Source organism: Bremerella sp. TYQ1 (assembly GCF_020150455.1).
In the GTDB taxonomy this organism is placed as follows: Bacteria; Planctomycetota; Planctomycetia; order Pirellulales; family Pirellulaceae; genus Bremerella; species Bremerella volcania_A.
In genome coordinates this window covers 3,332,238-3,355,273 of sequence record NZ_CP083740.1, presented here as the reverse complement: position 1 = coordinate 3,355,273, position 23,036 = coordinate 3,332,238, and the positions used below count along the sequence as shown (strand labels likewise).

8 protein-coding genes are annotated in these 23,036 nt (G+C 56.4%); 6 read left to right on the top strand and 2 right to left on the bottom strand.

Features of this window, described 5'->3' with window-relative positions:
* The first annotated feature begins 107 nt into the window (after positions 1-107).
* From LA756_RS13310 to LA756_RS13300, 3 genes are read left to right on the top strand one after another with little or no spacing between them, the layout of a single operon-like run.
* Positions 108-2,138 (top strand): efflux RND transporter periplasmic adaptor subunit, encoded by a 2,031-nt coding sequence (locus LA756_RS13310; protein WP_224435214.1) that lies wholly within the window; start codon positions 108-110, stop codon positions 2,136-2,138.
* 39 nt (positions 2,139-2,177) lie between these two features.
* Positions 2,178-3,062 (top strand): efflux RND transporter periplasmic adaptor subunit, encoded by an 885-nt coding sequence (locus LA756_RS13305; protein WP_224435213.1) that lies wholly within the window; start codon positions 2,178-2,180, stop codon positions 3,060-3,062.
* Between the two features lie 11 nt (positions 3,063-3,073).
* Positions 3,074-5,293, top strand: coding sequence for a site-2 protease family protein (locus tag LA756_RS13300; RefSeq protein WP_224435212.1), 2,220 nt, complete (start codon positions 3,074-3,076; stop codon positions 5,291-5,293).
* Between the two features lie 24 nt (positions 5,294-5,317).
* On the opposite strand, the gene LA756_RS13295 is transcribed toward LA756_RS13300, so the two are convergent.
* A complete protein-coding gene (locus tag LA756_RS13295; protein ID WP_224435211.1) occupies positions 5,318-6,322 on the bottom strand; it encodes a hypothetical protein in 1,005 nt (334 codons plus the stop codon).
* 450 nt (positions 6,323-6,772) lie between these two features.
* On the opposite strand from LA756_RS13295, the gene LA756_RS13290 reads away from it, so the two are divergent.
* From LA756_RS13290 to LA756_RS13280, 3 genes are all read left to right on the top strand, one after another.
* Positions 6,773-15,268: a hypothetical protein gene (locus tag LA756_RS13290; protein ID WP_224435210.1), complete on the top strand. Its 8,496-nt coding sequence runs from the start codon at positions 6,773-6,775 to the stop codon at positions 15,266-15,268.
* Between the two features lie 199 nt (positions 15,269-15,467).
* A complete protein-coding gene (locus LA756_RS13285) occupies positions 15,468-20,981 on the top strand; it encodes a WD40 repeat domain-containing serine/threonine protein kinase (protein ID WP_224435209.1) in 5,514 nt (1,837 codons plus the stop codon).
* 181 nt (positions 20,982-21,162) lie between these two features.
* Positions 21,163-22,389, top strand: coding sequence for an FHA domain-containing protein (locus LA756_RS13280; RefSeq protein WP_224435208.1), 1,227 nt, complete (start codon positions 21,163-21,165; stop codon positions 22,387-22,389).
* Positions 22,390-22,738: 349 nt separating this feature from the next.
* Here the strand turns inward: LA756_RS13280 and LA756_RS13275 are convergent, their stop codons facing one another.
* A complete protein-coding gene (locus LA756_RS13275) occupies positions 22,739-23,029 on the bottom strand; it encodes a PAAR domain-containing protein (protein WP_224435207.1) in 291 nt (96 codons plus the stop codon).
* Between the last annotated feature and the right edge of the window lie 7 nt (positions 23,030-23,036).

Sequence of the window (23,036 nt, the reverse complement as noted above, 5' to 3'; positions counted from 1 at the left end):
CCCTGACAAGGCATAATCCATTTGCCGCGTTTCACGAATTCCGGATAATTCAAGTTTGATCCTGTCGCGCACTATGTCTTCCGCGGACAGGACCATCCCATCGAACCATGGAATCATCGTTGCATCATCAAGACGCACCCCGGACGGCGGACGAGGCCCGGCAGAGAATCGAGTCGTTGCTCGATGAAATGGCCGATTTGTCCGACAAACCGATTGCGCCGGACGTCTTCTATGGGCAACTGCTCGATCGTCTGACGTTCGCGGCGTCGGCCGTCGGGGCAGCTATCTGGACGAAGGGCCCCAGCGGCCATTTGCTTCTCGCCCATCAAACCGATTTAGCGGCCTGCTACCCGATGGGACAAGCCGCGAAGGCAATGAGCGACGACGAAGCCTATTTGTTCCAGGTCTTTCATAGCGGTGAAGCGGACGTGCTGCCGGGAAGTGACGCCGCGCCAGGGAAGTACCAACTCGTCGCCGTGCCGCTGCAAGTTGCTGGCGATCCATGGGGGGTGCTTGCGCTCTATCAGTCGACGAATCTCGCCAAGTCGGTCGTTCATACCCATCAACGAATCACGCACGCATTCGCGGAAGTTGCCCAGCACTATCAGCAACAGTCGCTACTAAGGGACTTTCAGCAGCACCAATTCGACTGGAAACGCCAGCTCGAATTTGCCGGGCTCGTGCATACGGACCTGTCATACGAGAAGACCGCCTACCGAATTGCCAACGAAGCACGTAACTGCCTCGATGCGGATCGAGTCGCCGTCCTTTCCACGCGAGGTAGCCGTTGTCGATTGGAAGCAATCTCTGGCGTCGACAAGCCGCACCGACGCTCCAACACCGTTCGTAAGCTGGAACGCCTGGCCGCGGAAGTCGTTCGTTCCAAGCAAACACTGCTCTACACCGGCGAGACAGAAAACCTCCCACCACAAGTCGAGGAGGCCTTGGTCGAATACCTGGAAGAGACCCCGTCGAAGGTCCTCGCCATCGTGCCGCTGTTGGAAGCAGCGAAGTCGGACGACGAAGACGAATCGAACATTCGCCCCGCGCAAGAACTTGTTGGGGCCCTCGCCATCGAAAGTATCGAGCAACTGGATGGACATCATCTGCTGCAGCGTGCCGAGCCGATCGTGCGTCATGCGAGCACAGCACTCGGTAACGCGAAAGCTTATCACCAACTGCCGTTGGCCTCGGTACTGATTCCGTTGGGCGGCCTACTAGCAACGGTCGGTTGGTATCGCTTATCGACGACGCTCAAAGTGCTCATTCCGCTGATCGTTGTTGTCGCGGCGTTGTTTCTCATACCTACCGACTTCTCGATTGAAGTGCATGGGCAACTGGTTCCCGTCGTCGAACGCAATGTGTTTGCCCCGTCCGATGGCTACGTCGAAGAGATCTTTGTTAAGCATGGGCAGCCGGTCGAGAAAGACTCGCCACTGATTCAGCTCCGATCCAACGAATTCAATTTGCAACGCACCGAGATCGTCGGGCAACTGCAAACGGCCCAGGCCGAACTCGATGCGATCTTGGTCAAACGTTCGCAAGGGATGCGGCGCGATCCTCGCTCGGAAAGTCGCCCGCCGGAATCGTTCGAGGATCTTTCGGCCGATCAGATGAAGCTGACCAAACTGATTGAAAACCTCACTCAGCAGCGAGATCTACTGCAGAAGCGAGAAGACGATCTGAAGCTCGTCAGTCCGATCGATGGCCAGGTGCTCGACTGGGAAGTGGAGCAAGTTCTTGCCGCGCGCCCGGTCAGTCGCGGCGAACTGCTAATGAAAGTCGCCGATGTCGATGGCCCTTGGATGTTAGAGTTGGAGCTGCCCGACAAACGCACGCATCACGTCGTCACCGCTCAGCAGCAGGTCAAAGAACCTTTGGCGGTTCGTTTTCAACTCGTCAACGAACCAGGCAAAACGTATCGGGGTGAACTGGTTGAATCGGCTTCGATTGTTGATCTCGACGAGGACTCCCCGGAGCCATTCGTGCCGCTTGAAGCGGAAATTGACAAGTCCGAAATCCCGCACTTACGTCATGGGCTCAGTGTTGTTGGGCGGATTGAATGTGGTCAGCGATCGGTCGCCTATGTGTGGACATATCAACTGGTCGAGACCGTCCGCCGCTATTTGTTTTGGTAATTCGCCTCCCTGTTTCCTCGTGCACAACGAGATCGATTTATGCCTCGAAAATCATGGTTTGCCCCCACGCTTCTCGCTATCGCCGCATTCTCGTTCGTCTCGAATACGCTTGCCGCAGAAGAAGTTGAGGTCTCGGCAACGCTGCTGAAGATCGTCGAAACGGTCGAGGTTCCTGCTCAGCAGTCGGGCGTGCTGGAAGACGTTTCGGTTACCGAAGGAACGATCGTCGATCGAGGGCAATTGATCGCCAAGATTCACAGCGTTGAAAAAGAACTGGAGATGCAGCGAGCCAAAGTCGATCTCGATATCGCCGAGCGCGAAGCCAAGAACGACGTGAACATTCGCTTTGCTCGCAAGAGCCTGGATGTGGCCGCCGCAGAGCTGGCTCGTTCGGAAGAAGCATTGTCGATCGCGGAGAAAAGTGTTTCCGCGACGGAAATGGATCGCCTGCGATTGGTCGTCGAGAAAAGCCGTCTCGAGATTGAGCAGTCGGAAGAAAAAATGGCCATTGCCGATCTGACGTCCCGCCTGCGTGATGCGGAGTTGCAGATCGTGCAAATGCAACTTGAGAAACACAAGATTTATTCGCCGATCGAAGGTATGGTCGTCGGTGTTTATCGCAAACGCGGCGAATGGGTCGAAACCAGTGATACCGTTTTCAAAGTGGTTCGCATCGATAGACTTCGGGCCGAAGGATTCATTCGCAACGAAGAAGCGATGATCGAGCTAATCGGTTCACCAGCACTTGTGACTGTCGAGATTCCGAATCGTGATCCGATCGAAGTGACCGGGAAAGTGACCTTCGTCGACCCGGAAGTTGATCCCGTTAACGGGCAAGTTCGCGTTTGGGTGGATGTCGAGAACAACGGCTTGAAGCTGCGGCCAGGGCTTCGTGCCTCGATGACGATTCAGCCGAAGTCTTAAAGGGAACACGCGTGGCGACGGCGACCGTCGAGTCTGAAACTGGCCTCCGCAGCGGAGTCCGCATCCGTCCTGACTTAGTCTACGCGCGGCGACGGGAAGATCGCGAAGAAGTCTGGGTCGTGAAAGATCCCGTGACGCTACGCTACTTTCACTTCGGGCCGTCCGAAGTGTTCATCATGCGTCGGATTGATGGCCGCAATACGCTTGCGGAAATTAAAGAACAGTACGACGAAAAGTTCGCTCCGCACCGAATTTCTCAGCAAGAGATTCTTGGATTCTGCCATAGCCTTTATCAACGTGGGCTACTCGTCGGTTCCGCTGACAATCAAGCCGAAGGACTGCTCAAGCGGAAGCAGAAACAAGCATGGATGCAGGGGGCCAGCCTGCCGCTGCAAGTCTTAGCAATTCGACTTCCCGGTGTTGACCCAGAACGTTTTTTGACCGCGACAGTCGGCGCCGTTCGCTTGCTGTTTCGGCCGACCACCGTTTGGCTGGTTATGGCGTTCGCCGCGATGGCACTACTGCTGGGGCTGCTCAATGCCGAGTCGATTACGGCTCGCATGCCGAGCGAATCGGAGTTCTTCCGCGGCGAAAATCTTATCGTGCTGTTGGTCACGTTTGCCCTGGTGAAAGTGCTACACGAACTGGGGCATGCCTACTGCTGCAAAGCACTCGGAGGTGAATGCCATCAGATTGGTATTCTACTGATGGTCTTCACCCCGGCGATGTACTGCGATGTTTCCGATGCGTGGCTTTTTCCGAGGCGGTGGCAACGGATCTTCGTTTCAGCGGCGGGCATGTACATGGAAGTGATCCTCGCCACCATCGCTTTCACGCTGTGGTACTTTGCCCAGCCGGGGCCGATCAGTGAATGGCTGTTGAACGTTGTCTTTGTATGCGGCGTCAGCACCGTGCTGATCAACGCCAATCCGCTTCTGCGATACGACGGCTACTACATTTTGTCCGATCTGCTGAACCTTCCGAATCTCAGTTCGCGAGCAACCGAAGCGTTTTGGACACCGCTCAAGAACTGGTTCTATCGCTATCCGCAACCTACGATGCCGGAACCACGTGCGGCAACGCTACGGACGTATGCCGCTTTAGCAATAATTTATCGAACGTTCGTATTTGGCTTGATTCTGTGGTTTCTGTACAAAGTATGTCGCCAGAACGATATGGTTCCGCTATGGCATACCATTGTTGTTTTATTTGCCACTGGGCTATTGCTGCGTCCGGCAATTCGTTTCACGCAGTGGCTCAAGCGGCCGAAGGGAAGGGGAGATGCCATGGTGAAAAGCCGCGTCGCGTGGGCGATGGCTGGGCTAACGCTGGTCGGTTTCGGACTGGCCATGATTCCTATCCCCTCACGAATTCATGTTCCTGTCATCGCCGAAGTCGACTCCGACCATCGCGTCTATGTGCAAGTCGATGGTCGCGTGATCGAAACGGTGCGCCCAGATCAGGCCGTTCAAAAAGGAGACATCCTCGCGACGCTGGCCAACGACCAATTGGAAGCCGACTTGCTGAAAACCAACGGCGAGATCAACGTTCAGCGGCAGCACCTCAAAGGTCTCGAACTTCGCTCGAACAACAACCCGGAAGCGGCCGCCCAGATTCCGACCGCCAAGTCCGCACTCGCCGATCTCGAGCAGCAGTTGGCCATCTTGCAGCGGCAGCAAGATCAGCTAACCATTCGTGCTCCGGAAGATGGCGTTGTCATTTCAGCTCCACGCAAAATGGAGAAGCAGAAGTCAGATCGCTTCTTGGCGACCTGGTCAGGTAGTCCGCTAGATCCTAAGAACCGTGGCTGTGTTTTAGAACGGGGCGAACTGCTTTGCCTGATCGGCGATGCGTCGGCGCTTCAGGCCCGGCTTTTAGTCAATCAGGATCAAATCGAGCTGATTCGCCCCGGCGATGATGTTTCGATCTTGTTCGATGGTGCTTCGCTGCACAGCGTGTCCGGCACCGTAAAAGAGGTGTCGACCGATCAATCAACCGACGTGCCGCGTAACCTGACTGCTAACGAGTCATTGGCACTCAAACGCCAGGAGGATGGCTCGCTGGCCCTGTCACGCGGGGCTTACTCGGTAACGGTCGAGCTGGTTGAAGACGAAAACGCGGCAACGGTACTTCCAGGCACCGTTGGCCGAGCCGTCGTCGTCGGGCGAACGCAAACGTTGTGGCAAGTGCTTGCCCGGTTCGTTCAGCTCAACTTCCGCTTCTTCTCGTAAGCGACGCAAAAGCGTCTGTTACCACTAAGGAAATGCAGCGCCAACGCCGGAGTAAACGGCCCCGGTGTAGATGACACCCTTCCAGGTAAACGGTGTCGTGTGGATATCGTGCGGGTTACAATCGCCAGGTCGATAATGGCCAAGCGTATAAATCCGTTCGCACGGTGGATAGGCACCCATCTTGTATGGCAAAGCCAACGTGTTGCCGAAGAAATGGGCCGCCGAGAACACCGGCTGCAAATGCTTATGCGTGTGGCCATAACGTTCGAGGTTGACTTCCTCGAAGTAGAGCGGACGATGGTACAGTGCTGGGGCTTCCCACATGGCCACCATCGGATACCAATCGCGGTGATAACCGTTAGGGAAGTCTTCGACAGGTTCTTGCGAGAACACTTTCGCCGCAATATTGGTTGGCGGAGTCACTTCCTTGCCGTCGATTTCGTAGTCGAACGTGCGGCCGATTCCAAACTGATCCGGCAGCTTGCCATCGTAGAGCAGCTCGCGGTCTTCCGGGGTCAAGCTCTCGAAGAAGCTGTCAGGCTTGCCCGTCAGCCGTCCACGATCATTGGCCAGCGAAGGCAACGGCTGCGGGGCCGATGGCGCCGAATCAGATGGACTGACTGCTGGGGGCGACATCGGTTGAGCCAGCGGCGCAACAGGTGGATCGACCATTGGCATCGGCATTGGAGCGTCTAGTTGCGGTGTTGGAGCTGTCGGTGCAGCTGGTTCGACAATCGGTGGAACGATCGGCGTCGGATCAGCAGCAGGAGGCTCTGGCTGAAGCAGCGTCATGGCAGCTGCTTTGACGACTGGTTTCAGTGTCGAGGGAGACGTACCGCCGGTTTGGCGAATGGTCGCCGAACGCTGCATGGTCTTCTGGGAAGTGACCGGATGAATGCGCAAGCGTGGCTTCGTGGTCGGTTCTGCCGCAGAAAGAGTGCTCACCAGGCATAGCGTCAGCATCAGCAGAGCGGTAGCTCGGCCAAGGTGGTGAAAGCAAAGTTTCTGTATTTGCAAGACGCTGGGCATTGCGAGGAATCCTCTATCCAGACGTGGCACTCGATAGGCACACCGACTCGACCCGCTCCCCAGAGGCAGCGACGTCCTTGGTTCTTTCGACCGTCACAGAACGTCCCCCACACAATTATGGGGGCAAATGAAAGGGTTTATCTAGTTTGCCTATTGTGATTCGCCCATTCATCACGGTTTTGCCCGTAGCAAGGCATTTGCCTAAGGGACGATGGTCTCCCGCAGAGGGGTATTTGAAGGAAATAACGGGGCCTTATTCAATTTCATAGGAAGTTCATTGACATCCCACAGGACCGTGACTTGAATGAACTTCTATCTGAGAATTCGTTAGTCTGGGGGATTTAGCGCAAAATAGGCAATTTGCGGCCTCCTTGTTCCGCGCTCTCCTCCTTGATCGGTCCCATCCTAACGAGTTCCTGCCTCTCCTTGCCGCACGCTGAGCAGCGAACCATGAAAAAGCAGAGCCTCTGGAAGCGTATCTTTGGCCAGAAGACCAGCCCCAAAGTCCGCGCGCAGCAAGCATTCCAAGAGCAATACGATACTAAGCTCCGCTTCCGGGAACTCGAGCCCCGTGTGGTCTTGGCAGCCACGGCGACGTACGACAACGTCGCGAATTCGCTGACGATCGTCTACGACGCGGCCGGTGCGGACGTTTCCATTGGTCGCAACGGCGGCGGCTTTCTAGAGGTGACTGGGGCCACGCTGGTCGGTGACCCATTCGTCAATACGGTTACGTCGCTAGACGACTTGTCCGTCTTCGACGACACCAATGGTAACTCGACGTTGACATTCCTGGGAATCGGGATGGGGACCGAGTTGACGGGGGTTCTATCTAGCGACGTCGAGCTTATGAACGTCGACTTAGTAACCATTGAATTTGGAGCCGACTTCTCGGTCACCAACGATTTTGAATACGTTGCCGATCTATTTGATACGGATAACAATCTTCTGCAGATCGACGGAAAGCTGACGACCGATCGATTCCTGGTAACAAATTTCGGCGATTTTGAGACGAACATCGTCGACGCGGTCAGTGGTGAATTGACTGCTGCCAATTTGGAGATCGACGCCTTAGGGGCCCTTGGTTCGGTTAGTGTTGACCTATCGGCAGGTTCGCACGATTTCGATTACTTCCGGGCCATAGGGAATAATATTGAGGCTTCCGTCAGTGATGTCGACGATATCATTTTAGAAGATATCAATGTCGCCAAACTGCAGGTCGTCTCGACCGGCGGCAACATCACGCAGGATGCCTTCGACACGATAACCGTTGATAATCTTTCGATCGTCGATCCTGCTCAGGAAACCGCCATCTTCCAGGCCAGCGGCAACATCACCTTGGATCAAGCTGGCAACTCGTTTGCCGGACATGTCAGCCTGAGTGGTCAGATCGTCGATGTCGACGTGACCGTAGGCAGCGTCATTCTGGACGATGTGAATGCGACGAGTCTTGATCTTTCGGTTACCAATGGTTCGATCACGCAGACCACGACCGGTGTAAAAGTCACCGATACGGCCACATTCATCTCAGGAATTGGTCAGGTGATAGATCTGGATACCTCAGCCGCGAATGAGTTCAAAATCATTTCCGCGACTGGAAAAGGAGGAGCCGCATCCATCGTCGAGATTGCTGATAGCGACACCAACGTGGATGACTTGCAGCTGGACGACGTTCACGCGTCCACCCTCAATGTCGCTACCGCAGGGGCCATTTCCCAGACCGCCACAGGCATTCAAGTCAGCGGCGTCAGCACGTTTACGGCTGGCAACGGCTTGGACATTCTGTTGGCGACAAGTGGCAGCAATAAGTTCGGAACCGTCTCCGCACAAGGGGCAACGCTTGCCGCAGGTACCGTTAAGCTCGACGACAGCGAGGCCGACTTAACTCTCGGCACGATCAACGCTGCGGACTTGGAAGTCACTGCGACGAATAACATCTCGCAAAGTGGCACGGTAACCGTATCCAATGACGCGACGTTCACCGCTGGAAACAACATCACGCTGGGCGGCGCAAACGAATTTCAAGGGATCGTCAACGCCAGCGGAAACGTGGTAACGCTGAACGATACTTCCGCGGTGACCCTCGGTAGCATTACCGCCACGACACTCGATGTCATCGCGACCGGAGAACTGAAAGATTCGACCACCGCGTCGATCGTATCGGTAACCGGATTGGCCAGCTTTACCGGCGAGTCGATCAAGCTCGACAACACGACCGACGCCGAAGGGCATCAGCTTAATGAAGTCACGCTGAACACAACAGGCGCTTCGCCGACGAGCCATGCATTCCTGAAAGAAGATGACGGCTTCTCTTTCAAGGGAAGCAGCGCCGTACAAGGCAACTTGACCGTCACCACGAATACCAATGGAATTGGGCAGATCGACGGCGACTTGACGGTCGATGGCACGACGAACCTGACCGTCGAAGATGGGGCGGCCGTTACACTTGATAAAGCGAACGATTTCGTTGGCGTAGTAACGGTTAGCGGAGCGATGGCAGATGCCGGGACGGTCACGCTGAACGATACCAACGCAATTGTGCTCGGGAACATCAATGCCGACACGGTCGATGTCACCGCGACCGACGCAATCTCGCAAGACACCGGAACGACGATCGACGCGACTACCTCGGTCACATTGACGCAGAATGGTGTTGGTACCGGCATAACTTTGGGCAACATCGAAACAGACACGCTGATCGTGAATGCCGATGCCAACGTCGGCGTTGCTTCTGGCACCACTATCAATGCAAGTAACTCGGCCGCGTTGACGTCGAACACCGGAAGCGTTGTCGTCGGGCCCATCGAAACGAATGTCTTAACGGTCGATGCGGTCGATCAGATCTCATTCGCATCCGGGGCCACCGCGAAAGCAACCACTTCTGCCACATTCACCCAAGTCGATTCGATGCAGCCAGGGATTATCCTCGGTAATGTCGAAACGGCCACGCTGATTGCAACCGCCGGGGCATCGATTTCTCAGGAAACCGGCACCTCGATCACGGCGACAACCTCGGCCGACATCACCTCGAATCAAAAGAGCGTTACCGTTGGTGCGATTTCTACCGATGCGTTGACGGTCACCGCGCTCGAAGAAATTTCCTTCGCGACAGGAACGCTGGCCCAAGCGGCCACATCGGCCAAGTTCGTCCAGAACGGAGCGGCCACCGACCCTGGCATCACGCTTGGAAACGTACAAACGCTTAATCTGACTGTCGATTCACAGGCCGGTGTCGCGCAGCAGGCGATGACAACGCTCGACATCGGCGGTATCACGACTGTGAAGGCTGGCGACGGTAAGGACGTCACGCTGTTCAATGCCGGCAACGACTTCACCGGAGCGGTCAGCGTTAGTTCTGATGGCGGAACGCCTGCGACGGTAAAGATCCTGGATGCCGATACGCTGCTGCTAGGCAACATCGAGGCCGATATGCTTCAGTTGGAAGCTACCACCGGCAACATCACTCAGGCCATGGGGACGGCACTCGATATTGAAGGAACGACTCTCGCGACGGTAGCGGGAACCTTCGACGTACTGCTCAATAAAGCCGCCAACGATTTTACGGGAGCCGTTTCCGTGACGGGAGCGAGCACGGCCGGTGAAGTCGAAATATCGGACGGGAATAGCCTGGTCCTTGGCGATATCGATGCCGATAAGCTCACTGCGACGGCAGTGGCTGCCATTTCGCAGGCAACTGGTACGTCGATTGATGCGGATACTTCGGCCAGCTTGGACGCGGGCACCACGATCGCGCTTGGCGATATTACCACGCCGATGCTTACGCTTATTTCTGGCGACGCCATCACCCAAGCCGAAGGCTCGCTACAAGTTTCTGGCATGACTACGATTGAGGTCGGAGCTGGAGTCGATGTAACGCTGCTTCAGCCAGGGAACAACTTCGGTTCTATCTCGGTCAACGATGGACTTGTCGACTATGCCGGCGAAGTGAAGTTCTTCGATAGTGCCGACGGGATCGTGCTTAAGAACATCCAAGCCGACGTGCTGGAAGTGGAAGCGGATGGGATGGCTGGCACCATCACGCAAATGGCCGGAACCACGATCGATGCCACCACGTCGGTTAAGCTTGATGCCGAAAGCACGCTTTCCTTCGAGGACATCGTTTCCCCGAGCGTTGAACTGATCTCAGGCGGTGCCATGACGCTGGGAAGTGTCGCGGCGACGACGCTGACGGTGACATCTGGCGGAGCGGTCGATCAGGCTGCGATGACTTCGCTCAAGATCACCGACATGACGACCGTCACCGTCGGGACAGGAGAAAACGTCGATCTGTCGGCCGCCGCGAACGAGTTTAATTCCATCGGCGTTACGGGCACCGGAGCCACTACGGCCGGAGACGTGACGATTGTTGACGCCGATGGCGGAATCGTGCTGAAGGATATCATCGCGGAAAACCTTTCGGTGACGGTGAACGATACCATCGATACGGTCGACGTCACGCAGTTGATGGCGACTTCGGTGGCCGTAAGCAGCACGACGACCATTACCAACAACACCGGCGGCAACGTTACGCTCGCCAACGCAGGCAACTTGTTCAACGAGATCGGAGTCACGACACAGAAGGGGGTGACGCGTGGTGATGTCACGCTTGTCGACGAAGAAGACGGACTCGTATTTAACAATATTATCGCCGCGAATCTGACCGCCACCATCAACGACACGGCCGACGTCGTTGGCGTTTCCCAGAACGGTGGGCAGACGCTCGATGTTACTTCGATGATCACCATCACGAATACGACTGGGGGTGATGTCGATCTGTCCAACGCGATGAACAAGATCGCCATGATCGAAGTTACGTCGGTCGACGGTATGACCCGCGGCAACGTGACGATCACCGACGACTACGACGGCCTGGTGCTGAAGAATATCGTCGCGAATGATCTCACCGTCACCGCCGATGATGTCGACGACGACATGGTGGTCGATATCAGCCAGTTGGCCGCGACAACCATCGACACGACCGGACTTTCGACATTCACCAACAGCACCGGCGGCAAGATCGATCTGTCGGAAGTTGGCAACGAGTTCGTCGAGTTCACCGCGACCAGCGAAGATGCGATCACGACTGACGTAGGCGATATCATCGTCAACGACGATGCCGGAGCGTTACTGATTCACGATGTCCAGGGAGCAAGCCTCGACGTCGATGCCGTCGGGGCCATCTCGCAAATGGGCGGCACGTCGATCAATACCGCCGATTCGGTCGACCTGACTTCCGAGACAAGCACCGTCACGCTCGGCGATATCATGACCGACAAGCTGACGGTCGTCGCCGAGCAAGCGATCGAAACCGATCTCGCCACCACGGTGAACGCCACCACTTCGGTCGATCTTACATCCAACACGCAGTCGATCACACTCGGTGACATCAACACGACCGACCTGACGGCAACGGCTCAGCTTGATATCGATTCCAATCTCGGTACGACGCTTGATGCGGAAGAAACGGTGACGCTCACCTCGATAAAGGGGGGCATCACGCTACACGATATCGAAACGAAAGTGCTGTTGGTGGAAGCCGAACTCGCCATCGATACGCAGGCCTCGACGACCATCGATGCATTGACTTCGGTCGATCTTACGTCGCACACCCAGTCGATCACACTCGGTGACATCAACACGACCGATCTGACCGCAACGGCTCAGCTCGATGTCGATTCCAACCTTGGCACGACGCTTGATGCGGAAGAATCGGTGACGCTTACCTCGAAGATGGGTGGCATCACGCTGCATGATATCGAAACGAAAGTGCTCAAAGCGGAAGCCGAGCTCGCCATCGATACGCAGACCGCAACGACCATCGATGCATTGACTTCGGTCGAACTCACCTCGAATACCGAGTCGATCACACTCGGTGACATCAACACAACCGATCTCACCGCGACCGCGGAATTGGCAATTAATGCGAATCCATTAACGACCATTGATTCGGAAACGACGGTGACACTGACGTCGAACATGTCGACCGTCGAAGTTGCCAACATCGAAACGAAAACGCTCACTATCAGCGCTGGGGGCGATATTTCGCAGCAGGAAGATACGCTGCTGACGATTGAAACGAAGACCGATTTGACCCTGACTGCGGCTGGGTCGATCACGCTGCTTAACGATGGCGACACGGACGTCTGCTTGGATCTCGATCCGACCGATGGCAACGACCTTTCAGCCGATGTCAATCTGACCGTTGCGGTTCCAGCCAACCTGTTGAACTTCGAGATCCTCAACATCAATGCAGCGGCAGATATTCCGACCGGCGACTTGACTGCGATTTTGCCAGCCGGAACGATCACCGACTTGACCCTCAAGTTTACCCAGGCCCCGCTAGTGACGCTGCCACAGATCAAGATCATGGGCGATCTGTCGATCGAATCTGGCGGCGACATACAGCAGTCCGCTTCGGTTGCCGTGGGCAATGCGGCCACGTTTGTCGCGAATGAAATCCACCTCGCAAGTATGTTCGGGCACAACTTAAACGTCACCGGGCATGCCACGTTTGTTGCTCGCACTGGCGAGATTGAAGTTGGCGTCGTCTCGAAGGCGATCGACTCGATCGACCGTGGCGAAAACTCGGCGGCCATCGTGAACTTCGATTCAATCACGTTCAACGCTGTCGGTGCGACAGGGCATGTAACGATCGCTGAAGACTCGACGATGCAGCTCAAGAGTGGCGAGATTTGCATGGTCGAAGTCGAGAACTTTGCCCAAACGGCAGTCCTCAATTCGACCGGCAACATTGTCACGCTGGCCGATGCGAAGCTGACCGTGGCCGATCTGGCCAGCTTCTTCGCGACGAACGTCGACCTCGGTAACGCGGCCGGTTCAGAGGTTGACCTGCGAATTCTTTACATGGTCGCCGACAACGCTTCGATCGTTGAGATGTCCGACTTCAACGGAGCCGATCCTAACAACACGGCCCTTTCCATCGTCGATGGCACCACCGTTAGCGGAACCGCTGCCATCCAGACCGGCGGTCACCTGATTCAAGTCAACGACATCCATTCCGACAGCAACTTCACCCAGGTCGAAATGACCAATGCGTTGCTTGTCGCAGACGGCGCGATCCTGATCACCAACGCCTCGATTGATACGCTGGCGGCAAGTGCTGGAGGTGTCGGCCAGACCACGCTGAACGTCACCCCGGGCAGTGCGTTGTCGCTGGCCACGGCCGGAGTGACCGCGATCAATAGCGACAGCGGTTTCATGACGAAGTCGACGCTGACGACCGACGCGATCGATCCGTTTCTGCCAGATCAAAATAGCGACGCGTTTGCCGCTCCGGCGAGAGCAACCGGGTTCGACGCAGCGGTCGGCGAAGACTATTCGATCGTCGTTCGCAACAACGGCGATCTGCTGATCGATACGGTCTCTGACGTGGTCGGGGGGATCAGTTCGGTCGATGGATTACGGACATATGGCGGCATGGCCGGCGACGTCTTTCTGCGTGCGGTGGGTGCGGGAGCTGACTTAACATTTGGTGGTGCGGCCCCGGCCGGAGCGATCGTTGGTTTGGCCAACAATGGTGTCATCACGGCGCTGGCCCAGGGACAAGTCGAGATCACCACGAACTACGCGTTGATTGTCACCGCGGGAACGAATCCGGACATCGCGGCTGCGTTGGCGGCGGTCACCACGATCGAACCATTTGTCGACAATCCGGTCAGCCCGTATGAAATCGACAATACAGCTCCGCCGACGAATGATGGCCCTGTTTATTCGCGAATCCCTGGGAATTCCGATACCTACGTACTGCCAACGCAGACTACTGTCGATTCGCTGGCTACCATCGTGGTCGACATGCTTGGCCAGCCTGGCGGCACCAATGAAATGGACTTCGAGATCACGATGGATTTCGGAGACGGCACGGGGCTGCAGGTCTTTACCTTCGCCGACTTGATCAACGCCGATACGGCTCTGCAGCATGCCATTCCGTGGGAATTCGCGACGACAAACGCCTTCACCACGGTCACGCTCAATGCGTTCAACAGCCCACAGATCAACTTGTTCGAGTCGGTCGTCAACGATACGACGTTCAACAACTTGAGCGTGGTCGTCGATACGTTCAACATCTTCTTCCTGACGCCGATCGACTTTGTGCCGGAGATGCCGGAGTTTGTACCGCCGCAAAATCCGTACGTAACGCCGATCATCATCCAAGAGCCAAGCGTCACTCCGTACGCAGCGCTGACAGAGATTGCGGACGATACACGTGTCGCAACGCAGATCGACGGCGTTACGGTGGTTCAAGTCGATCCGAGCGATTTTATGGAGATCGGCGAAGAGATCGAGTTGGACGACGACTTCATGACGCTCGACGCGGTGAAGGAGTATATCCAGAACGGCGATCAGTTCCCGCCGGGGCTGTACAAGATCGAGATCCTTTATCCTGGCTCGGAAGTACCGGAAGAGCATTTCTATTGGAAGCAGGACCGACCAGATCCGTTCGACTTGTTCAGCCGTTCGACCAAGCCAATCTCGCCGAGTGCCGCCGAGCTCGCCGCGGTGGAACGAACTCAGTCGCAGCTTTCCGCCGAGGAAGTTTGGGCACGCGAGTACGACAAATGGTTCCCCGGAGTCTCTGCTGAAAGCGATGCCGATGCGTTCTCGGTACCTTCTGCCGAAGGGGAAGAATCTTCCGGCGATGTGCTGCCGAGCGAACAGGACATCGTCTTCCAACGTGTCAGTCAGGTCGATCTGCAAGCGATCGATCGCGTGACCGATCGCCTGCGGGCCAAGCGTCTCGCGGCTCGTGATGGCCTGCAAAACGCGATGGTGGGCGGAGCCGCATTGATGGCGGCCGTTGGCGCCCAAGCTCGCCGCGACGAAGAAGAAGCTGCCGACGATGCTTCGCCAAATCAGGAAGCGGAAAACGATCTTGGTCCGGCACCGCTCAACCGTCTCCAGCGTCGCGTTCGTCAATGGCTTGATTAAAGGTCTAAAAATCATGCCTTCTCGCGAGTCGGATTCCTTGGGAACCGACTCGCGGCGCGTTATTATCGTTGGTTCTTGGCGATCCACTTCCCCACAACTGGTGAGGATGAGTTAGGATCGAATAGGCGCGTCGCCAATTGCTCGTAGTGGTATGGGTGAGAGTCGTGGTGCACGCGAGTTCGCGGGGGATTTTTGCAACATGTCGACTTTCAAGTGCCCGAGCTGTCACGCCGAACTTCCAGACTTTCAGCAATCGGCTGGCTTCTGTCCCTATTGCGATGCCAAGTGGGGCAAGGAAGGGGTCGACGCCCAACAATCTGGGGGTGACTCGCCTGCCGATGCTGATAATTCTTCCACGCTGAATGCCGGCGATCACGATTGGGATGACGACGACGCGCTGGCGATCGAGCCCTCTGACAATATCGACTCAGACAAGGCCGACTCAGACAATGCCGCCGAAAAGGCCTCGGCAGGACAGACGCTGCAGTTGGATGACTCGGAAGAGACTCCGCAGGAAGATGTCAATCAAACGATCGACCTTCCAGACGCGGCCGACGTCGGCAGCGAGTTCATGGGAGCGAAGCACGAGCAAGTCGATCAAACCATCCAGTTTGGCGAAGACGACACGTCCGCCACGGTTGTACCGGACAAGCTGCTCCAGGGAGGCGATCCGAGCCAAACGCTCGATCTCGATCATGGCCCACCCTCAGGCGTCGACACCAATCAAACGATCGATCTTCCGCCGAGTGGTTCGCCTGACTCGATGCAGACGCTCGACTTGGACGACATGCCTCCGGCCGGCAACAACCGGAACTCACAGACGCTGGCGTTTCAAGTTACCGACGACAACCAGCAAACGATCGACATTCACGACGCCAACGGTCCCGAGAGCGAAGACGACTTGATGGTCACCTTCGGTTCCAAGCCTTTGTCGCCCAGCGCGGTGAAAAAGTTTTGGGGAACCGGAGAAGGCTCGCCCATGCAGACAATGCGTACCGCAACGGTCAGCAAAGCGAAAGAGTTGGGGGTCGATCTGCGTCGCCGCGTGCTTTCCGATCAGGAAGAAGGTTCCGACTACGCGATCATCAACCAACTGGGCAAAGGGGGGATGGGCGTTGTCTATGCGGCCAAGCAAAAGTCGCTGCGTCGTCGCGTCGCGGTAAAGACGTTGAAACGCGATATCGGCCAGCGAGACGATGACCGCGCGAAGTTCCTTAGCGAAGCGGTCATCACCGGCGTGCTCGATCACCCGAACATCGTGCCGATTCACGAACTGGGCCAAACCGAAGATGGCACGCTCTTCTATTCGATGAAGTGCGTTACCGGTACCGAATGGCACAAAGTCATCCGCAGCAAAAGCGAAGCGGAGAACCTCGAGATCTTCATGAAAGTGGCCGACGCCGTCGCGTTTGCCCATTCGAAGAACGTCATCCATCGCGATCTTAAACCTGAGAACGTCATGCTCGGCGAGTATGGCGAAGTGCTGGTGATGGACTGGGGGCTCGCGGTCGACTTAAACCGCAAAGAAGAGTTCACCATGGGGGGCACTCCAGCTTATATGTCGCCTGAGATGGCGAAGGGGCCGCTCGACCGCATCGGGAAGTGTAGCGATATCTACTTGCTCGGGGCGATGCTGTACGAAATCGTCACCGGCTTTCCACCCCATGCGGCATCTTCGATTACGGAGTGTCTTGTCGCGGCGGCTCAGAATGTGATCGTTCGTTCCGAGTCGACCAGCCGCTTGAAGAACATCGCGTTGAAAGCGATGGCGACTTCCCCCAAGCTGCGATTCAACTCCGTCGCCCTGTTACAGGAAGAAGTTCGCAAGTATCAATCGACCGCGCAAAGTATCGAGCTGACCAACACGGCCCAGCAGGAACTCAAGACGGCGAAGGAAACCGAAAACTACGAGCTGTTCTCCCGCGCGATGTTCGGCTTCGAGGACGCGCTGAAGCTTTGGAGCGAGAACGACGCCGCCGATCGCGGGATCAAGGAAGCCCGCCAAGAGTACGCCAAGTGCGCGCTGAAGAAAGCGGACTACGACTTGGGTCTGCAGTTGGTCAGCCCCGCCGATCCGGACGAAGCCCCCATCTATCAAGAGCTTACCGCGGCGAAAGCCAACGCCGAACGGACATCGCGCAACGCCAAGATGGCCCGTTATGTGGCGGTTGGTTCGCTGCTGTTCGCACTCGTCGGTGCTGGGATCGGCTTATTCATCATCAATGGCTTGTACCAGAAAGCGGAAGAGGCTGCCGACATCGCCATCGCCGCCGAACAGGAAGCAACCAAGCAGCGTGACGACGCGCAACAGGCCCGCCAGAAAGCAGAAGATCTTGCCGAGGATCTCGCGACCGAACGCGACGCATTGAAAGTTGCCTACTCCGATCTCGACAAAGCAAACTCTGAGCTGACCAATGCCAACTCGACGCTCGAAATGAATGCGAGCACCATCCGCAAGCAAAACAGCGAGCTCGAAAAGCAGCGGGACAGTCTGAAAACCGCCCTCGTTACCGTCGAACGAGAACGCAATCGCGCTAAGTTCGCCGGTATGTTCGCCTCGGTCGGTCTGGCACAATCGAAAGTCGAGTCGAACGATATTTCCTCGGCGCTGAATCTACTGGAAGGCGTTCCAACCGAATTCCGCGGCTGGGAATGGAAGCACCTGGCGTATCTTTGCCATCCCGATATCCCACACATTCCGCTGAAGCATATCGGCAGCGCGGTTGCTATTTCGCCAGATGGTAAATGGACCGCCATCGGCACGCAAAATGGCGGCGTCGATGTCTATCCGACCGACAACGCTACCGCCCCAGGCACGCAGCCCAATCATTTGAATCTGCTGGACGCGCGGATCACCGCTTTGCAGTTTTCCAACGACGGCAAACAGTTGTGGATCGGTACCGACAACACGCAGAAGCTGCTGCAAGTCTGGAACATGCAAGGCGAACCTCGTCCGATTCCTCTTAACGGGCTCAACGAGTTTTCGACGTTCCCGGAAGTCAGCGCCATTCAGTTCACCCCCGGCAGCAACCCCGAAGCGTTGTTGGCTGTGGGAGGTCGCTGCTATCGAATGAACGCGTCAACGTTCGCCGGTCGACCGACGATTAACGTGGCCAACGTTTACGATCTCGCTATTTCGCCCGACGGTCAGCAATATGCTCACTCGCAAGAATGGCAAGGCGAATACCGCGTCAAGCGTTTGTCGGTCGTCGATGGGAATAAAGAAATCGCCGAGCTGCAATTGAGCGACCGTGCAACGCACTGCGAATATGTTGCCAACGATCTTGTCGCGATTGCGTCGGCCGATGGGAGCCTCAACTTGTGGGGCGGGCCCGAGAACCGCTACGAAACCGTGTTCACCATGCCGGCTCAAATTAACGACATGCAGTTTGATGCCGGCCGCAACTTGCTTTCGGTCGCCTTGGCGGACAGTTCGCTCAAGCTTTTTCAGTTCAATCCGGCTACCCGTCGACTCAGCGAAGCCAAGACCCTGCGTGGGCATCAAGCTTCGGTGCTCGGCTGTGCATTGCATCCTGGCAAACCGTTGTTGGTGTCGGCGTCGGAAGACGAAACGGCTCGGTTCTGGGACTATCAGTCGTACCAGGATCAGCGAGAAGTCGATCTGCCTAACAGCGTGTTGTGGGCCGGCTTCTCGGACGATGGGAATCGTTTCGTGACCGGCGACCAAAGTGGCAGGGCCCAAATCTGGAACAGCAAAGCGACCAGTGCGAAGCCTTTAGTGGAACTGGTCATTGGTGACTGGACCGGACAAAACATCGCTCAGCGTTCCGCTTCCACGCCCCTGGGTGACGGCAAGCATGTGCTTTCCGCCGATTCCGATGTCGGCCTGGCCGTTTGGGATATCGCCAGCCAGCGAATTGTTTGGCAGCGAAAAACACTCTCGCAGTCGTACCAGGTCGCCGCCATTCCGCAGACCGATCACTTCGTTTACGTCGACGTAGAGCGAGACGAAAACGAGAACGAAACCACCATCCTGCGAGGCGCTACGGCAACCGGCCAATCGCTGTTCGATGTCGAGACGCTCGTGGAAGCGAAGCAAGTGCTCGATCTGGCAGTCGCTCCGAGCGGTAAGTTGCTTGCCGTGCGAAGTCCCAACGGCATTCGTATCTACCCGATGCCGCAGAAAGGGGACAAGGAACTGGCCAAAGAGATCTGGAGTTCTGACTCTGGTCCTGTCTTGCAGATGGAATTCCGTTCGGACGATGTGATCTTGCTCGGCTATCATCCCGGCCAGGAAAATCCGCGGCTGTCGGTCGTGAATTTCAAAACTGGCCAAGTCGTGCACGACTTCCCCAAAGAAGCGGGTGGCCTGCGTTACTTGCACTTCACCGTTTCACCTGATCGTAATCATGTCGCACTCGCGTTCACCAATTACTCGGGCACCCAAAACGATGCTCCTCAGGCGATCTCCGGGCACTTGAGCTTGTACAACTTGGACCAACCTGATAAGCCGATCGGATCGGTGACTTGTTCCGGAGTTGCCGCTTACCCGGCGATCTCGGCCGACAATCAAGCGGTTTACTTCGTCCAGCAACACAGCCTGGGCGACCGCGACATTGGCCAGTGGAAAGTAGGCCAGAACAAGACCGAGATCTTGACGTTCTCGCGAAAAGGGATCGATACCGCTGGGACCGGATCTCGCGAAGTGTCCCAAGTCGATTTCATTCCTGGCAAGCCAAACGATATTCTCGTCAGCTTCAGCAATCGCGACATGGAAGAGTGGGACCTGGCCAAGCAAAAAAGCCTGGCTCGCATGGCCCCTTCTCGGGCCGTCGTCTTCTGCGACTTCTACCAGAACGATCAACAAGTGGTCACCGCGCATGTCGATGGCCTGGTTCGCTTGTGGGACGCTGCCAGCGGTACGTTGCTGCATCAGTTCGATGCCGACTACCAGGCCGTTGAAGCAGCGGCGCTCTCTGGCGACTTGCTCGCTGTGGGGGGATCGGCCGGGAAGATCGATATCATCGACTTAGGTCAGAAGGTGGTCACGCGTTCGTTGCCGATCGATGGTGCGTCGATCGATGCGTTGGCGTGGGCCGCTCAAGACGGCAAACCAATCTTGATGGTCGCGACCAGTCAGATAACGCCTGACGCCGACAACGGCGAGCATCGTGTCGGTCAGCTTCAATTGATCTCGGCGACCGATTGGACTCCGCTGGGGCAACCGTTTGCTCAGCACCCTGGCCGATACCATAGCCTGACCGTTTCGCAAAAGGGAGATCGCTTCGCGGCGACAAGTTCCGATAAGGGCGTGCGATTGTGGACCGATGCCCAAGTCACCGACTTGGCTGCCACCGAGCCGAAGATTCTCTCCGGCCACTCCACCGACGTGACAGGGGCCGCGTTCTCGGCCAATGGCGATCGTCTGGTGACCGGCAGCTTCGACGGTTCGTTGACGGTCTGGTTTGTCGATCGTCCTGTCCGTCCGGAAGCTGGCATGGAAGAAGGAGCCGTCCCAGAGCAGGGCGAATTGCACATCCAGCAGTTCGTTCCGCTGAAGGGGCATCGAAAAGAAATCTCGTCGATTGCCTTTTCACCAGATAGTTCCATGTTGCTGACATCGTCGCTCGACCGTAGTGCCATTTTGTGGTTCACGACCGACCTGCCCGGAAACTTGGCTATCGATGCCGAGGGGGAATCGCCAACCAAGCGCGAGGTAGTGTCCAGCATGCAGCCAGAAGTGACGCGATAGCATTTTTCATCCACACATCATGATGTGTTAGGGCGAAATGCTGCCAATTTCACGCAATTTTCCCAAATCGCGCCAGATATTTTGGAAAACCGAGCGACGCGAATCTCTATTGTTAGATAATTAAATAAGCGATAACAGAAGATCCACGGGCAAACGGTCTTTTCGCTGACGGAGTTTTCTCTTGCGTTTCGCGCTTCAAATTTATTCAGTGACTTCCGGTAACCGTCGTGTTTGGCTCGACGCGGAGCAAACCGTGCGCGTTGGTCGAACTACGCAAGCCGACCTGACTGTGCCGGACGATCCTCATCTTTCCGGGCTCCATTTTTCGATCTCCCTCGATGGGGATTCGATCGTCCTGAAGGACCTGCAAAGCCGCAATGGTACCTTCGTTAATGGAGCGAAAGTCGGGACATCGATGCAGTTGCATGATGGCGACGTGGTCGTTGCCGGAAAAACGCAGTTTCAGATCCTTTCGGTGAACGATTTGCCCGGTAGCAATGCCGCTCCGGAACCACCGATGCTGGCCGATCCGCAAGCGACCCCTGGCAGCAAAGCGGCCCAGTTCGACTATGATCGGACCGAATCGATTGCTCCGGAAAACAATCCCTACTTCACGACTGCCAGCGGTCAGTACGACTCGAAGACCGTGCAGAACTATCCGCGGCTGAGCAGTCAATCGTTCAAAGATGTCCGCCGCAATGCCGGGCTGGGAAGCGATTACCCAGGCCGCCGTTCGGTGCAGATGCCATCTCAAAACATCGACCCTGGCCCAAGTTCTCCACCCCCGGCTCCGCCCAGCGTTTCCGGTATGGACAACGTACCGCAGCGATCCCTTTCCGCTTCCGAGCTGGAACGTGGATTACAGATGCGATACGAGACACGATTGGCGCCTTCGGGGATGACCTATTTCTGCCCTCGCAATGAAGTGAAACCACCTACCGACGTGGCGGACTTCATCGGACAGAATCGGTTCCTGTACGCGATTGTCAACTTCTCGCGACTTCAGCCGCAGCAGCAGCCGACGTTCTATAACGAAGCGATCGCTGCCGGTGCCGTTCAGATTTCCAGCACGCAATTGCTGATCCCCAAGCGGGACGCGATGGCGTTCCACGGAATCTTACGCAGCACGTGGGGACAAGATGCGTTGATCTGCATGGCAAGCCGACTGAACAAGTTAGAGTTCATGAGCCTGGCCTATCGCCTGACCAACGAACTGGCGAGCCCCGCCGAACTGCTGAATCACCTTTATTCCGATGGCCAATACAGCAACTACGGTTTCCTGGATGGCATCTCGGCTGTTCTGCTGGAAATCGAACGAGGCTCTCGCTGGGTGATCTTCAAGAACGATTCCGAGATCCGCACCTGGCGAACGCTCGGTTTGCCATGCCCACCTGAATTGGTCGGCTAAAAAGATTGAGAAAATAGATTCGGTTCTGTTTGAAGGCATGCCACTGCGGTATGCCTTTTCTTTTTGCACCGTAGCAAACTCCCTTAACATCGCTGCCGATCAGCATCGCGCTTATTGTAACGAAGTATTGTCCAAGCGTCGAATAAGTTTGCGCGAGATCTTGCAAAGTGTGCGTCGGATGATGGTCGATTTTCGCTGATTTTCGAGATGCGGGAAACGCCAAAACAGCGGCCGCGATTGTTACACTCGCGTTTCGCGCAAAAACGAAGTGCGTAACTCTCGGGAATTACGCACTTTTAAAATAGTATTCGACATGTGTACACGAAAGACGCGATAATGCGTAACGAGTCTATCCGCCGATCATGACTTGGGGACAGCCAGCGACAATCGATCCCCCATGAGCCGTAGTATCCCCCAGCCGAGCCGCTGGCATAAAACCAATCATCACGGTGGCGGACCCTTTGGCGATCACATCAGGAGGGCCAGTGCAGACGGCCATATCGCCGACGCGAGCCGCCGGCATGAAGCCAATCATGACGTTGGGAGCTCCCATGCAGACTGGGCCGCCCACGTGAGGCACCGGCCCTGGATTGACCAAAGGGCAGGTATGCATGTCAGTAATTCGTGCAGCAGGGGGCATGGGGTGA

Bases quoted from the DNA above. Each gene is read 5' to 3' on its own strand.
- LA756_RS13310 (WP_224435214.1), top strand. From the start codon at position 108: ATGGAATCATCGTTGCATCATCAAGACGCACCCCGGACGGCGGACGAG.
- LA756_RS13305 (WP_224435213.1), top strand. From the start codon at position 2,178: ATGCCTCGAAAATCATGGTTTGCCCCCACGCTTCTCGCTATCGCCGCA.
- LA756_RS13295 (WP_224435211.1), bottom strand. From the start codon at position 6,322: ATGCCCAGCGTCTTGCAAATACAGAAACTTTGCTTTCACCACCTTGGC.
- LA756_RS13290 (WP_224435210.1), top strand. From the start codon at position 6,773: ATGAAAAAGCAGAGCCTCTGGAAGCGTATCTTTGGCCAGAAGACCAGC.
- LA756_RS13285 (WP_224435209.1), top strand. From the start codon at position 15,468: ATGTCGACTTTCAAGTGCCCGAGCTGTCACGCCGAACTTCCAGACTTT.
- LA756_RS13275 (WP_224435207.1), bottom strand. From the start codon at position 23,029: ATGCCCCCTGCTGCACGAATTACTGACATGCATACCTGCCCTTTGGTC.